Here is a 15,765-nt window from a genome sequence, read left to right as displayed (position 1 = left end):
CAATATCTTTAGTAAAACTCATGTTTCGTTGACACGTAATCTAGTTTTAATACAGAATCGGTTCCGAACGTTCAAGCCCGTGGCCGGCGCCTGCTTCGGCAAAAGGCTGACGTTCCTCTGATAAGCAAACTGCATATTGATTACGTCGAGGGGACACATGAAGATTTCGAAGGGCGGCCAGCCCGTATTCCAACTGAGCCCGGTCGCGGTGGGTTGCGCCGTATTCCTGGCGCTCGCGGGCGCCCAGGCGTCCGCGCAGACGCAGGGTGCCGACGGCGTCCAGGCGGCGCCGGTCACGACCGTCACCGTGACGGGCATCCGTCGCAGCATCGAGGACGCGATCGCCGTCAAGCGCGACTCGACCAGCATCGTCGAGACGATTTCCGCCGAGGACATCGGCAAGCTGCCGGACATCAGCATCGCCGAATCGCTGGCCCGCCTGCCGGGCCTGTCGGCGCAGCGCGTCAACGGCCAGGCGCAGCAGATCAGCATCCGCGGCACGTCGGGCGACCTGTCGACCGCGCTGCTGAACGGCCGCGAGCAAGTCAGCACCAGCGCGAACCGCACGGTCGAGTACGACCAGTATCCGTCCGAGCTGATCAACGCCGTCACCGTGTATAAAACGTCGGACGCGTCGCTCGTCGGCCAGGGCATGTCGGGCACGGTCGACCTGAAGACCATCAAGCCGCTGTCGCTGCGCGAGCGCGTCGTCACGCTGAACGTGCGCGGCGAAAAGAACAGCCAGGGCAAGGTCAGCGCAGGCAGCAAGGACACGGGCAGCCGCATCAGCGCGTCCTACGTCGACCAGTTCCTCCATCGCACGCTGGGCGTGGCGGTCGGCTACGCACGCGCCGACAAGCCGAACGAGTCGCGCCAGTTCGAGACCTGGGACTGGGTCGACAACACCTCGTCCGTGCCGGGCAAGACCGTCAAGGTCCCGAAAGGCATCAAGTCGCTGGCGCAGACCGGCAACCAGGTGCGCGACGGCCTGATGGCTGTCGTGGAATGGCACCCGAGCCGCGAATTCACGTCCACCCTCGACGCGTATCATTCGCGCTTCAAGCTGGATGAAGACCGCCGCGGCATGGAAGTCCAGCTGACCGACGACAACAACGTCTCGTTCACGCCGGGCTCGATCAACGGCAACGGCGTCATGACGGCCGGCACCGCCAACAACGTCAACCCGGTGGTGCGCAACAACCACTATCACCAGAACGACGTGCTGACGGCCTACGGCTGGAACAACAAGTTCATCGCGGGCGACTGGACCTTCGTCGCGGACCTGAGCCACTCGCAGGCCGACCACAAGGAAGAGCTCGACGAGATCAACACCGGCCTCGCGGCGCGCCAGACGATGACGTTCGACTACGCGAACGGCACCATCCCGGCCATCGGCCTGACCGGCGTGTACAACGACCCGGCGCAGCTGGCCATCGGCGGCCAGTACGGCGACGGCTACGTCAACGCACCGCACCTGAAGGACAAGCTGAACTCGTTCCGCCTGAGCGCCGAATACCGTTTCGACAGCAAGCTGTTCAACAGCGTCGAAGTGGGCTTCAACGCGTCCAAGCGCGACAAGGAAAAGCGCCACCTCGAGACCGGCTTCACCAAGCTGGGCACGGGCGCCATCGCCGCCGGCGCGGTCAACGGCTCGCAGTCGCTGTACGCGCTGCCGGATACGCTGAGCTGGGATATCCCGGCTGTGCTGTCGCAGAACTTCGGTCCGTACACGCCGGCCGTGCTGGTGCCGTGGGGCGCCACCAAGAACTGGAACATCACCGAGAAGGTCCAGACCGGCTACGCCAAGCTGAACATCGACACCGAACTGATGTCGATGCCGCTGCGCGGCAACATCGGCATCCAGGCCGTGCACACCGACCAGAGCTCGACCGCCCAGACGCTGCGCGCCTGGCCGTTCGCCGACCTGGTGCCGCTCACCGACGGCAAGAAGTACAACGACTACCTGCCGAGCGTCAACCTGATCTGGAGCCTGCCGGACCAGCAGATCATCCGCTTCGGCGCCAACAAGACGCTGGCCCGCCCGCGCCTGGACGAGCTGAACGCATCGCGTGAAGTCGGCCTGACGCACCAGAGCACCGGTACGCCTTACGGCAACGGCGGCAATGCCCAGCTCGATCCGTGGCGCGCGAACGCGGTCGACCTGTCGTGGGAAAAATATTTCGGCAACAAGGGCTACGTGCAGGCGGCGGGCTTCTATAAAGACCTGAAGTCCTACATCTATACCGTCACGGGCCCGCGCGACTTCTCCGAATACCACCTGCAGGGCGCGACCAGCGACATCGGTACGATGACCCAGCCGCAGAACGGCAAGGGCGGCAAGCTGGAAGGCCTCGAACTGGCCGCTTCGGTGCCGCTGGACATGTTCACCCCGGTGCTGGACGGCTTCGGCATCACGGCCAACGCGGCGTTCACGACCAGCGAGATCTCGGTCAAGAACCAGAGCTTCGGCGACATGAGCATCCCGCTGCCGGGCCTGTCGAAGCGCGTGTTCAACGTGACGGCGTACTACGAGAACAACGGCTTCTCGGCCCGCGTCAGCCAGCGTTACCGCAGCGACTACGTGGCCGAGATCGGCGGCATCGGCGGCGCCACCGAGCTGACGTTCACGAAGCCGGACCGCGTCGTCGACCTGCAGCTCGGCTACGACTTCAAGCAGGTCAAGGGCCTGTCCGTGCTGTTCCAGGTGAACAACCTGACCGACACGGCGTTCCAGACCTACTCGGGGTCGACCGACCGTCCGCGCGGCTACACGAAGTACGGCCGCCAGATGCTGCTCGGCTTTAACTACAAGCTGTAATCGCGCTCGGTTCGCTCCGAACGTTCGTAGGGTGGGCACGGTGTGCCCACCCTACGTTTGCGCTGCACGCAAATAATCCTGAACCTTGGCGCCTAAAGGAGTAAACTGGAGGTTTGCTTACGATTTTTGAAGATTCCCTCCATGCATGACACCCCGCTCCAGACGTTCGCCGACCTCGACATCCCGGCACCCATCCTCAAGGCACTGAAGGAGGTCGGCTACGAGACGCCGTCGCCGATCCAGGCGGCCACCATCCCCCTCCTGATGGAAGGCCGCGACGTACTGGGACAGGCGCAGACGGGCACCGGCAAGACGGCCGCCTTCGCGCTGCCGGTCCTGGCGCGCATCGACGTCAAGAACCCGGCCGTGCAGGCCCTCGTGCTCGCGCCCACGCGCGAGCTGGCGATCCAGGTGGCCGAAGCCTTCCAGAGCTATGCCTCGCACCTCAAGAACTTCCACGTGCTGCCAATCTACGGCGGCCAGAGCTACGGCCCGCAACTGTCGGCGCTGCGCCGCGGCGTGCAGGTCGTCGTCGGCACGCCCGGCCGCGTCATCGACCACCTCGACAAGGGCTCGCTCGACATCTCGCAGCTGAAGACCCTCGTACTGGACGAAGCCGACGAAATGCTGCGCATGGGCTTCATCGACGACGTCGAGCGCATCCTGCAGGAGACGCCCGAGGGACGCCAGACGGCGTTGTTCTCGGCCACGATGCCGCAGCAGATCAAGCGCATCGCCAAGACCTACCTGCGCGAGCCGACCGAAGTGACGGTCGCCGCCAAGACCACGACGGCCACCAACATCACGCAGCGCTACTGGCTCGTCGCGGGCATGCAGAAGCTCGACGCGCTCACGCGCATCCTGGAAGCCGAGCCGTTCGACGGCATGATCGTGTTCGCGCGCACGAAGCTGGGCACCGAGGAACTGGCGGCCAAGCTGCAGGCGCGCGGCTTCGCGGCCGCCGCCATCAACGGCGACATGGCCCAGCAACAGCGCGAGCGCACCATCGAGCAGCTCAAGAACGGCAAGATCGACATCCTCGTCGCCACCGACGTGGCCGCGCGCGGCCTGGACGTGGAGCGCATCAGCCACGTGATCAACTACGACGTGCCGTCCGACCCGGAAAGCTACACGCACCGCATCGGCCGCACGGGCCGCGCGGGCCGCAGCGGCGACGCGATCCTGTTCATCACGCCGCGCGAACGCGGCCTGCTGAAGGCGATCGAGCGCGCCACGCGCCAGCCGGTGGCGCAACTGTCGCTGCCGACCATCAAGGCCGTCAACGAGGTGCGCATCACCCGCTTCAAGGAGCAGATCGGCCAGACCCTGGCCGCGGGCGGCCTGGACGTGTTCCGTTCCCTCATCGAAGACTACGAGCGCGAACAGAACGTGCCGGCCATCGACATCGCGGCCGCGCTGGCCAAGCTGTACCGCGGCGACGAGCCGCTGCTGCTCGAAAAACCGGACCGCGAACCGAAGCCGGAATTCCGCGAGCGCGACGAGCGTCCCGCGCGCCCGGCCCGTGAAAGCTTCGGCGACGAGCGTGCGCCGCGCGCCGCCCGCGAAGGCTTCAAGAAGGAGCGGGTGGAACGCGCGCCGGAGCCGGGCATGGCGACCTACCGTATCGAAGTCGGCCACTTCCACGGCGTCAAGCCGGGCAACATCGTGGGCGCGATCGCCAACGAAGGCGGCGTGCCGTCGAAGGAGATCGGCCGCATCGAGATCTACGACAATTTCAGCACGCTCGACATGCCGGCCGACCTGCCGCAGGACCTGATCGACCACCTGAAGAAGGTGTGGGTGGCGGGCCAGCAGCTGGGCATCACGCGCGACGGCCAGGAGCCGCCGGCGCAGAAGCCGGCAAAGCGCAAGTTCGCCGACAAGAAGCCCCGCAAGGGCTGATCGGATCGCCTCGCCGCGGGGCGGGTACGCCGTGCCCACCCCGCGTGTTGTTTGACTACATTTCTTTGCTTTCCACTGGGTGATCTTCATTGACACTCATAAAACCCCATGTTACTTTGCTACATGTGGCAGCCTGGCACGAGTCCAGGCGCGTTAGGGGACATAGATGGAAATGCAAACTCACACGCTCAAGCCGCGGCTGTCGTTCTGGCAGCTGTGGAACATGAGCTTCGGCTTCTTCGGCATCCAGTTCGGCTTTGCGCTGCAAAACGTGAATACCAGCCGGATCTTCGCCACGCTCGGCACCTCGATGGACGACCTGGCCCTGTGCTGGCTCGCCGCGCCCGTCACGGGCCTGCTCGTGCAACCGGTGATCGGTTACCTCAGCGATAACACGTGGCACCCGACCTGGGGCCGCCGCCGTCCGTTCTTCTTCCTCGGCGCCGTCCTCGCCGCCACCGCGCTGTTCCTGATGCCGAATTCCATGACCGTGTGGATGGCCGTCGCCGTGCTGTGGCTGATGGATGCATCCATCAACGTGTCGATGGAACCGTTCCGCGCCTTCGTCGGCGACAAGCTCGATACGTCGCAGCAGACGGCCGGCTTCGCGATGCAGACCTTCCTCATCGGCTGCGGCGCCGTGATCGCGTCGCTGTTGCCGATCGTCTTCACGAACTACCTGGGCGTGTCCAACGTGCCGGTGGGCGGCGCAGTGCCGGATTCGGTGCGCTACGCGTTCTACGTCGGCGGCGCCGCGTTCATCCTGGCCGTGACGTGGACCGTGTTCAGTTCGACCGAGCTGCCGCCGGCGGACCTCGACCGCTTCCAGGCCCAGCGCAAGCATTCGCGCAACTTCGGCGTGGCGCTGCGCGAGATCATCGGCGGTTTCGCCCACATGCCGAAGACGATGGTGCAGCTGGCGTTCGTCCAGTTCTTCACGTGGGTCGCGCTGTTCGCGCTGTGGATCTACACGGGCGCCGCGATTTCCGACAATGTCTACGGCACGACCGATCCGCTGTCGGCCGGCTACCAGGAAGCGGGCAACTGGGTCGGCGTGATGTTCGCCATGTACAACGGCGTGTCCGCGCTGGCCGCCTTCGTGCTCCCCGTGCTGGCGCGCGCCACCAGCCGCAAGGCCTGCCACGCCGTGTGCCTCGCGATCGGCGGCCTGTCGCTGGCGAGCATGTTCTTCATCCACGACAAGTATGCGCTGATGCTGCCGATGATCGGCGTCGGCCTGGCCTGGGCCAGCGTGCTGACGATGCCGTACGCGATCCTGGCCGCTGCGCTGCCGGCCAACCGCATGGGCTATTACATGGGCCTGTTTAACTTCTTCGTCGTCATTCCGCAGGTCGTCAGCGGTCTGGTGCTCGGCTGGTTCACGAAGCACCTGTTCGGCAACCACGCGGTGTTCACGCTGGTGCTGGGCGGCGCGTCGATGGTCATCGCGGCCGTGCTGGCGCTGTTCGTGACCGACCGGACGGAACGCGCCGGCCGGTAAGCGCTGCGCCATGCCCCCTGCGAGTGTCGTATCCTTACGGGTTTGACAACAGCTCCCGACAGGAGCACGACATGGACAGGAGCAACACATGACGATTCAGACGATTGCGACGACCCCGTTCGCCGGGCAACGCCCCGGCACGTCCGGCCTGCGCAAGAAGGTGACGGAGTTCCAGCAGGGCGGCTACCTGGAAAACTTCGTCGAGGCCATCTTCCTGACGCTGGGCGAGCTGGGTGACGTGCAGGGCCGCACCCTGGTGCTCGGCGGCGACGGCCGCTATTTCAACCGCGCCGCCATCCAGACCATCCTGCGCATTGCCGCCGCCCACGGCGTGGGCCGCGTGCTCGTCGGCCGCGGCGGCATCCTGTCGACGCCGGCCGTCAGCTGCGTGATCCGCAAGCGCGGGGCGCTGGGCGGCATCGTCCTCTCCGCCAGCCATAACCCGGGCGGGCCAAGCGGCGACTTCGGCATCAAGTACAACATCGACAACGGCGGCCCGGCGCCGGAAAAGATCACCGAGGCGATCTACGAACACACGAAGACCCTGGCCTCGTACCGCATCAGCGACGCCGGCCCCGTCGACCTGGATAACATCGGCAGCATCCGCATCGAGGACATGGAAGTCGAGGTGATCGATTCCGTGTCCGACTACGCCGAGCTGATGGCCGGGCTGTTCGACTTCGACGCCATCCGCGCCCTGTTCGCGCGCGGCTTCACGATGCGCTTCGACGGCATGCACGCCGTGTCCGGCCCGTATGCGACGGCCATCATCGAAGGCATGCTGGGCGCGCCCGCCGGCACCGTCGTCAATGCCGAACCGCTGGAGGATTTCGGCGGCCACCACCCGGACCCGAACCCCGTCAACGCGGCCGAACTGATCGCGCTGATGGACGGCCCGGACGCGCCGGACTTCGGCGCCGCGTCGGACGGCGACGGCGACCGCAACATGATCGTCGGCCGCAAGCTGGCCGTGTCGCCGTCGGACAGCCTCGCCATCATCGCGGCCAATGCGGCCGCCGCGCCGGGCTACCGCGACGGCATCAAGGGCATCGCGCGCTCCATGCCGACGTCGCAGGCCGCCGACCGCGTGGCGGCCGCGCTGGGCGTGTCGTGCTTCGAGACCCCGACCGGCTGGAAGTACTTCGGCAACCTGCTCGACGCCGGCCTCGCGACGCTGTGCGGCGAAGAGAGCTACGGCACCGGCTCGGCGCACATCCGCGAGAAGGATGGCGTGTGGGCCGTGCTGTTCTGGCTGAACCTGATCGCGGCCAGCGGCAAGTCGGTCAACGAGATCGTGCAGGACCACTGGTCCCGCTTCGGCCGCAATTATTATTCGCGCCACGACTACGAAGCCGTCGACGCCGCGGCCGCCAACGCGATGATGGACACGCTGCGCGGCAAGCTCGCCGGCCTGGCCGGCCAGACGTTGGGCGGCTACCGCGTGCAGCTGGCCGACGATTTCACCTACACCGACCCGGTCGACAGTTCCGTCGCCACGCGCCAGGGCGTGCGCATCGTCATGACGGACGGCTCGCGCATCGTGCTACGCCTGTCCGGCACCGGCACCGAGGGCGCGACCGTGCGCCTGTACCTGGAACGCTACGAAGCCGACCCGGCCCGCCACAACCTCGACACCCAGGACGCGCTGGCGCCGCTGATCGCCATCGCCGAGCAGGTGTCGGCACTCAAGGCGCGCACGGGCCGGGAGCAGCCGAGCGTGATCACGTGACTCACCCCACCGTCGTCCCCGCCTGCGCGGGGACGACGTTCTTTTAACTACTTAAACAGGACCCCGCATGAAACTCCCCGTTCTCGCCGCCTCCCTGATGCTCGCCTTCGGCGCCGCCTCCGCCGCGCCCGACCTGTCGCCGGTCAAGGGCAAGCCGTTCACCTGGGATAACGCGACCGTCTACTTCCTCGTGATCGACCGCTTCAACAACGGGGATCCGACGAACGACCATGCGTACGGCCGCAAGAACGACGCGGCGGTCGCGCGCGGTTTCATGGGCGGCGACCTGGCCGGCGTCACGGCCAGGATCAAGGACGGGTATTTCACGGACCTGGGCGTGGATGCGATCTGGATCTCGCCGCCGGTGGAACAGATCCACGGCTCCACGGACGAAGGCACGGGCGTCAGCTACGCCATCCACGGCTACTGGGCGCGCGACTTCACGGCCGTCGACGCCAACCTCGGCACCGGGAAGGACGTGCGCGACCTGGTCGAGGCGGCGCACGCGCGCGGCATCCGCGTGCTGCTCGACGTGGTGATGAACCACACCGGTCCCGTCACCGCGGAGGACACCGTGTGGCCGTCGGACTGGGTGCGCACGGCGCCGGCCTGTACCTTCAAGGACGTCAAGGGCACGGTCGACTGCACGCTCGTGAAGAACCTGCCGGACTTCCGCACCGACAGCAATGCGAACGTCGCCCTGCCGCCTTTCCTCGTCGCGAAATGGAAGAAGGAAGGGCGCTACGACCGCGAAGTGAAGGAGCTGGACGACTTCTTCAAGCGCACGGGCTACCCGCGCGCACCGCGCTACTACCTGATGAAATGGCACGCCGACTGGGTGCGCAAGTACGGCTTCGACGGCTTCCGCGGCGACACCGTCAAGCACACGGAACCCGGCGTGTGGAAGGACCTCAAGAAGGTCGCGAGCCAGGCGTACGAGGACTGGAAGCGCACGCCGGCCGGCAGGCAGGCCGTCGACAGGATCGGCAACAAGCCGTTCTACATGACGGCCGAGGCATTCAACTACGCGATCGAGAACGGCCGCACGTTCGCATACGACGACGGCACGAAGGTCGACTATTTCGACAACGGTTTCGACAGCATGATCAACTTCTCCCTGCCGCACGACGCGAGCCAGGGCTACGAGGCGCTGTTCTCCAGCTATTCGAACCTGCTGAACGGGCCGCTGAAAGGCGCCTCGGTGCTGAACTACATCGATTCGCACGACGACGGCCATCCGTTCGAGGCCATGCGCGAGCACCCGTTCGAGGAAGCGAACAAGCTGCTGCTGACGCCGGGCGCCGCGCAGGTCACCTACGGCGACGAGACGGCGCGCGTGCTGAAGATCGACGGCGCGGTGGGCGACGCCAACCTGCGTTCCTTCATGAACTGGGACCAGCTGAACACCAATGCGCGCGTCGGCCTGCACGGCGTGGCCGAGGTGCGCGACTACTGGGCGCGCCTGATCCGCTTCCGCCACGCGCATCCGGCCGTGGGCGCGGGCGTGCACCGGATGATCGCGTCCAGCCCGTACACGTTCAAGCGCACGTACGAGAAGGATGGCGTCGCCGACCGCGTCGTCGTCGCCCTCGACCTGCCGCAGGACCGCGCGGTGCCGATCTCCGTGGCCGGCGTGTTCGGCGACGGCCAGACGGTGCGCGATGCGTACACGGGCCGCACGGCCGTCGTCTCGGGCGGCAAGGTGCAGTTCGATACGTGCGCCCCGGTCGCGCTGATTGCGCAGGACTGACCACGGCATACGTAGCCGGCCGTAGGGTGGGCGTTTGAGGCCGGGGGCCTCAAACGAAACGTGCCCACGCGCCCATCACCCCAGCCACGGATGCGCCGCCAGCCACCGCCCCAACTCGTTATCGTTGGCGCACTGCAGCTTGCTGAAGATGTTCGCGCGATGCGTCTCGACCGACCGCGGCCCGCACGGCGGCACGAGCACCCGCGCGATCTCCTTGTTCGGCTGCCCCATGCCGACGAGTCGCGCCACTTCCCGTTCGCGCGGCGTCAGCTCCGCCCACGAGCGCAGCGCCTGCGCGCGGGCACGCGCCTCGGCGATGGCGGCCGGCAGCTTGTCGAGCAGGTGCTGCGTGTCCGGCTTCTCCACCCAGTCCCAGGCGCCTTGGCGGACCGCCTCGAGCGCGGTCGGAATGTCGCCGTGGCCGGACAGGAACAGCGTGACGAGCGGACTGTGTTCCGCGCGCAGGCGGTCGAACACGGCCAGGCCGCTGATCCCGCCGAGGCGCAGGTCGAGGATCACGCAGCCCGGCTGGCGCATGTCGACCGCCTCCAGGAACGCTTCTCCGGATTCGAAGGCCTGCACGGCCAGCCCCTGCGAAAACAGCAGCAGGAGCAGCGAGCGGCGCAGGGCCTCGTCGTCGTCGACGACATACAGCGTGAGTGGGATGTCTTTCATGGCACGGTGGGAAGCGTGAAGGAAAAGGCGGCGCCGCCGCCGGCGCGGTTGTCGACGGTCATGGCGCCGCCGTGGGCCTCGACGATGGTGCGGCAGATGTTCAGGCCCAGCCCCAGGCCGTCGGGGCGGGTCGTGAAGAACGGGGCGAAGATCTGGTCGAGCTGTTCGGGCGGGATGCCCGGGCCCTCGTCGATGACGCTGACGCGCACGCCCTGGTCCACGCGCCGGCTGGCCAGCCCGATGCTGCCGCGCGGACGGCCCTGCATGGCGTGCATCGCGTTGTGGATCAGGTTGACGAGCACCTGTTCGAGCAGGACCCGGTCGCCGCGCACGCGGGCGCCGTCGTCGTCGAGGTCCAGGCGCAGCGCCATGCCGTCGCGCCGCAGCTCCGGCGTCAGGAGCGCCGCCGCGTGCGTGACGACGCTGGCGATCGTCAGGCTTTCGTACTGGGCCCGCTGCGGGTTGATGAAGGCGCGCACCCGCTTGACGATCTCGCTGGCGCGCTTGCTCTGTTCGACGATCTCGTCCAGCGCGCCGGCCAGCATGGCGGGCGGCGCCGACTGCGCGGCGAGCGCGCGTGCGGCCACGGCGAAATTCGACAGCGCCATCAACGGCTGATTCAGTTCGTGCGCCAGGGTGGACGCCATTTCGCCGACGCTCGCCAGGCGCGCGCTGCGCTGCAGGCGGACTTCCTGGTCGCGCTGGCGGGCCTCGGCCTGCTTCTGCGCGGTGATGTCGACGACGGAACTCATCCAGCCGCGGTGCACGCCCTGCGCGTCGACGAGGGGCGCGGCGTAGACCATCGTGATCACGTCGTGGCCGTCCTTGTGCCGGATGCGCGATTCGAAGCCGTGCGGCGCCGCGCGTCCCTGCAGCGCGTCGGCGCTTTCGCGCGCCTGTTTTTCCAGGTCGTCCGGATGCCAGTACGGGTAGGGCGGCCGGCGGCCGAGCAGTTCGTCCGCACTGTAGCCCACCATCGCGCACAGGGCCGGGTTGACGTAGATGATCGTGCCGTCCGGGGCGCGCGCGCGCATGCCCACGAGCAGCGAATCTTCCATCGCCTTGCGGAACGCGTGGGCTTCCTCCAGGTCGCGGGTGCGTTCCTCGACCCGCCGTTCCAGCTCGATGCGGGCGGTGCGCTGTTCGATGAAGCGCTTTTCGCGCAGGCGCCAGTACAGCACGCCGAGCAGCAGCAGCGCGACAGCCAGCGCCGCCAGCATGAGCGCCAGCTGGCGCGCCTGCACGACTTCCTTCATGTCCGTCGTGACGGTGAGGGTCCAGCCCAGCTCCGGCAGCGGCGTGTCCAGCGCGAGCAGGTTCGTGCGCCGCCCCTGCACGCTCGTATGCAGCACGAAGGCGGGCGTGGCGCTGCGCGACTCGATCGTCCAGGGCAGCACGGGGAAGCGGTCGCGGTTGCCGTACTGGCGGTGCGCGGCCACCCACCGCAGCTCGGCGGCGGACACCGGCCGGATGCCGTGGAACAGCCATTCCGGCACGGCGCTCAGGAAGACGATGCCGCGGCTGTCGCGCAGCACCACCGGATCGGCGCCGTGCATCCACGTGGCCTGCAGCGGCTCCAGGCTGATCTTGACGACGACCACGCCGAGGATCGCGCCGTCCGCCCGCACAGGCTCCGCGATGAACAGGCCGGACTGGCCCGTCGTGAGGCCGAGGCCATAGAACAGGCCGCGCCGGCCCTGCACGGCATCCTCGAAGTAGGGCCGCTGGCGATAGGACTGGCCGACGAAGCTGGACGGCAGGTTCCAGTTGCTGGCGGCCAGCGTCAGGCCCGCGCGGTCGACGAGGAACAGCGCGGCGGCGCCGGTCGTCGCCTGCAGGTCGGCAAAATAATCGTCGACGCGCGCCCGCAGCGCCGCGTCGCGCGGGGCGCGCAGCAGGTCCTGCACGTCGGGGTGGCGGGCCGCCGCGTGCGGCAGGAAGTCGTGCCGTTCGACCAGTCCGCGCAGCCCCAGCACGTGCGCCGCCGCGGCCTGGCGCAGGCCTTCCGTCTTGGTCTGCAGCTCGTGCCGTTCGGCCCAGTTGCCCGACGCCGCGATGACGGCCAGCGCGCCGGCGGCGACGAGGAAGCGGCGAAAGGTGCGAGGGGTGAGCAGGGTGCGCATGGGGACAACGATAGCAGCTACCCGGACGGAAATGAACCGCCTCCGTAATTTTACGGAGAAGGGCACGCCGAAGTTGCGGATGTGCGCGCGCCGGCCGGCTGGGATAGTGGAGACCTGGAAACGGGAGTGCCATGCGGATCTCCCGTCGATCATAAGGAGACAAACCATGAACACCGTCACAACGAAGACCGGCGCCGAGGTGCATGCCGACGCCGGCGAACGCATCTCCGGCAAGCGCCTGAAGGCCATCTTCATCGGCTCGGCCGGCAACCTCGTCGAGTGGTTCGATTTCTACTGCTACTCGGCGTTCGCGCTGTATTTCGCCAGCTCGTTCTTCCCCAAGCAGGACCCGACGGCGCAGATGATGTCCACGGCGGGCATCTTCGCGCTGGGCTTCTTCGTGCGTCCCATCGGCGGCGTCCTGTTCGGCCACATCGGCGACCGCCTGGGCCGCAAAAAGGCCCTCATGACGTCCGTGCTGCTCATGTGTTTCGGCTCCCTGCTGATCGCCTGCGCGCCCACCTACGCCGCCGCCGGCATCCTGTCGCCCTGCATCCTGCTGCTGGCGCGCCTGTTGCAAGGCCTCAGCCTGGGCGGAGAATACGGCGCCAGCGCGACCTACCTGTCCGAGATGGCGGACTCGAAGCACCGCGGCTTCTACACCAGCTTCCAGTACGTGACGCTGATCGGCGGCCAGCTGCTGGCACTGATCCTGCTGCTCGTGCTGCAGAAGTTCCTGCTCGACGCCGAGCAGCTGCGCGCGTGGGGCTGGCGCATTCCGTTCTTCGTCGGCGCCTGCCTCGCGCTGCTGGCCCTGCGCATGCGCCACGACCTGCCGGAGACGCAATCGTTCGAGGCCGCGCGCAAAAAAGCGAAATCGATGGGCGGCCTGAGGCAGCTGGCCCAGCATCCGCGTGAAGTGCTGCTGGTGGTCGGCCTGACGATGGGCGGCACGCTGACCTTCTACGTCTACACGACGTATATGCAGAAATTCCTGCGCCTGTCCGTCGGCCTGACCGATTCGCAGGCCACCGCCGTCTCGGCCGCGTCGCTGCTGTTCGCCATGTGCCTGCAGCCGCTGTACGGCGCGCTGTCCGACCGCATCGGCCGCCGTCCGCTGCTCGTGGGCTTCGCGCTGCTGGGCACCCTGTTCACCGTGCCCCTCCTGAGCGCGATCCGCAACGCCAGCGGTCCGTGGGAGGCGTTCGGCCTCATCGCCTGCGCCTGGATGATCGTGTCCGGCTACACGTCGATCAACGCCCTCGTCAAGGCCGAGCTGTTCCCGGCCACGATCCGCGCCACCGGCGTCGGCGTGCCGTATGCGTTCGCGGTGTCCGTGTTCGGCGGCACGGCCGAGTACCTGGCCTTGTGGTTCAAGTCGATCCACCTGGAAAGCGGCTTTTACTGGTACGCAACGGCGGTGGTCGCCTGCACGCTGATCGTCTGCTGCTTCATGCGCGATACCGGGGCCCAATCCAGGATCGATGCGGAGGCGCGCGGGCAATAATCGCGGCGGTACGACAGGAAGGGCACACGAGGGGCGGTTTCGCGCGAAACCGCCCTTTGTGCATTTCAATCAATGGTATCCTTGGCGCAATAGACAAGATATTCCCAAGAAGTGCGACCATGAAGCTTGAGCCCGATACCGAACAAAAGCCAACCCGCGCCGCCTACTCCGACGGCCCGCGCCTGCTGGCCGACATCGGCGCGACCCACGCGCGTTTCGCCCTGGAGATCGCGCCGGGCGTGCTGCGCAACGTGGCCGTGCTGCTGTGCGACGACTACCCCGGCATCGCCCCGCTGCTGAACGCCTACCTGGCCCAGACCCAGGCCCAGAGCGGCGGCGCCCGCATCACCCACGCGGCGTTCGCGCTCGCGAACCCGATCAGCGGCGATTTCATCCGCATGACCAACCGCGACTGGCAGTTCTCGACCGAGGAAGTGCGCCGCACGCTCGGCCTGACGACGCTCCTGATCGTGAACGACTTCACCGCGCTGGCGATGGCGCTGCCGGGCTTCAAGCCGGAAGACCTGCTGCAGATCGGCGGCGGCAAGCCGATCGCGAATGCCGTGTCGGGCGTGCTCGGTCCCGGCACGGGCCTGGGCGTGTCGGGCGTGATCCCGACCGTGGACGGCTTCGTCACCCTCGGCAGCGAGGGCGGCCACGTCAACTTCGCCCCGGCCGACGAGCGCGAATTCGCGATCCTGCAATACGCCTGGCGCGAATGGCAGCACGTGTCGAACGAGCGCCTCATCTCCGGCCCCGGCATGGAAATCATCTACCGCGCGCTGGCGCTGCGCAACGGCGTCGAGGCGCCCGCGCGCGACGCCGCCGCCATCGTCGCGGGCGCGCTGGAACACAACGATCCGCTGTGCCTCGAGGTGCTGGAATGCTTCGCCGGCATGCTGGGCGGCGCGGCCGCCAACCTGGCCGTCACGCTGGGCGCGTTCGGCGGCATCTTCATCGGCGGGGGCATCGTGCCGCGCATGGCCGAGTGGTTCAAGACGTCGCCGTTCCGCACGCGCTTCGAAGCGAAGGGCCGTTTTTCCAGCTACCTGGCGCAGATCCCGACCTACGTGATCATGATGCCGACGCCGGCCCTGTACGGCGTCTCGAGCATCCTGTCGGAACACCTGCGCAACCGCAGCGGCGCCAACACGCTGATGGAACGCGTGCAGCACCTGCACGCCGAATTGTCGCCGGCCGAGCAGCGCGTGGCGCAGCTCGTGATCGAGCATCCGCGCAAGGTGCTGTCCGAGCCGATCGCCGAGATCGCGAAGCTGGCGGACGTCAGCCAGCCGACCGTGATCCGCTTCTGCCGCTCGCTCGGCTTCGCGGGCCTGGCCGACTTCAAACTGAAATTCGCCGGCAGCCTGACGGGCACGATCCCGGTGCGCCACAGCCAGGTGCGCATGACGGACAGCACCCACGACTTGTCCGCGAAGGTCATCGACAACACGGTGTCCGCGATCCTGCGGTTCCGCGACCAGCTGGACGTGAACTCGATCGACCGCGCCATCGACATTTTGCGCCGCGCCAAGCGCGTCGAGTTCTACGCGATGGGCAATTCGCGCGTCGTGGCGCTGGACGGCCAGCATAAATTCTTCCGCTTCCGCATCCCGACGTCGTCGTACGGCGATTCGCACCTGTTCGCGCTGGCGGCCGAGCTGCTGGGTCCCGGCGACGTCGTCATCGCCATCTCGACGACGGGCCAGCTGCCGGAACTGCTGGACGCCGTCGACGTGGCGCGCGCCGCCGGCGCCGAC

General features: G+C 67.4%; 8 protein-coding genes and 1 pseudogene. 7 read left to right on the top strand and 2 right to left on the bottom strand.

The genetic code is table 11. From position 1 onward, the window contains the following. Positions 1-157 precede the first annotated feature (157 nt). From ASC93_RS19675 to ASC93_RS19655, 5 genes are all read left to right on the top strand, one after another. Complete coding sequence (locus tag ASC93_RS19675; RefSeq protein ID WP_056446238.1) at positions 158-2,818, top strand: TonB-dependent receptor; 2,661 nt, start codon at positions 158-160, stop codon at positions 2,816-2,818. A 141-nt stretch (positions 2,819-2,959) separates the two neighbouring features. Further along, the gene (locus ASC93_RS19670; protein WP_056446235.1) at positions 2,960-4,720 is read left to right on the top strand and encodes a DEAD/DEAH box helicase; all 1,761 of its coding nucleotides are present in this window, start codon (positions 2,960-2,962) and stop codon (positions 4,718-4,720) included. A 166-nt stretch (positions 4,721-4,886) separates the two neighbouring features. Further along, on the top strand, positions 4,887-6,221 hold the full coding sequence (locus ASC93_RS19665) for an MFS transporter (RefSeq protein ID WP_056446233.1): 1,335 nt from the start codon (positions 4,887-4,889) through the stop codon (positions 6,219-6,221). Positions 6,222-6,309: 88 nt separating this feature from the next. After that, positions 6,310-7,950, top strand: a complete 1,641-nt coding sequence (locus ASC93_RS19660) for an alpha-D-glucose phosphate-specific phosphoglucomutase (RefSeq protein ID WP_056446230.1) — start codon at positions 6,310-6,312, stop codon at positions 7,948-7,950. 67 nt (positions 7,951-8,017) lie between these two features. Continuing rightward, positions 8,018-9,700: an alpha-amylase family glycosyl hydrolase gene (locus ASC93_RS19655; protein WP_056446227.1), complete on the top strand. Its 1,683-nt coding sequence runs from the start codon at positions 8,018-8,020 to the stop codon at positions 9,698-9,700. A gap of 75 nt (positions 9,701-9,775) precedes the next feature. On the opposite strand, the gene ASC93_RS19650 is transcribed toward ASC93_RS19655, so the two are convergent. Next, complete coding sequence (locus ASC93_RS19650) at positions 9,776-10,375, bottom strand: response regulator transcription factor (protein WP_056446224.1); 600 nt, start codon at positions 10,373-10,375, stop codon at positions 9,776-9,778. Then, positions 10,372-12,498: an ATP-binding protein gene (locus tag ASC93_RS19645; RefSeq protein ID WP_056446222.1), complete on the bottom strand. Its 2,127-nt coding sequence runs from the start codon at positions 12,496-12,498 to the stop codon at positions 10,372-10,374. Before ASC93_RS19645 ends, ASC93_RS19650 begins: the two co-directional genes overlap by 4 nt. Before the next feature lie 166 nt (positions 12,499-12,664). On the opposite strand from ASC93_RS19645, the gene ASC93_RS19640 reads away from it, so the two are divergent. Then, a complete protein-coding gene (locus ASC93_RS19640) occupies positions 12,665-14,005 on the top strand; it encodes an MFS transporter (RefSeq protein ID WP_082548180.1) in 1,341 nt (446 codons plus the stop codon). 119 nt (positions 14,006-14,124) lie between these two features. Continuing rightward, positions 14,125-15,765 (top strand): annotated as a pseudogene (locus ASC93_RS19635) (glucokinase); the annotation flags it as partial.

The sequence above is a fragment of the Massilia sp. Root335 genome, assembly GCF_001425685.1.
Taxonomy (GTDB): domain Bacteria; phylum Pseudomonadota; class Gammaproteobacteria; order Burkholderiales; family Burkholderiaceae_D; genus Telluria; species Telluria luteola.
The sequence above is the reverse complement of the archived record's forward strand: the minus strand, read 5'-3'. Positions and strand labels throughout refer to the sequence as shown.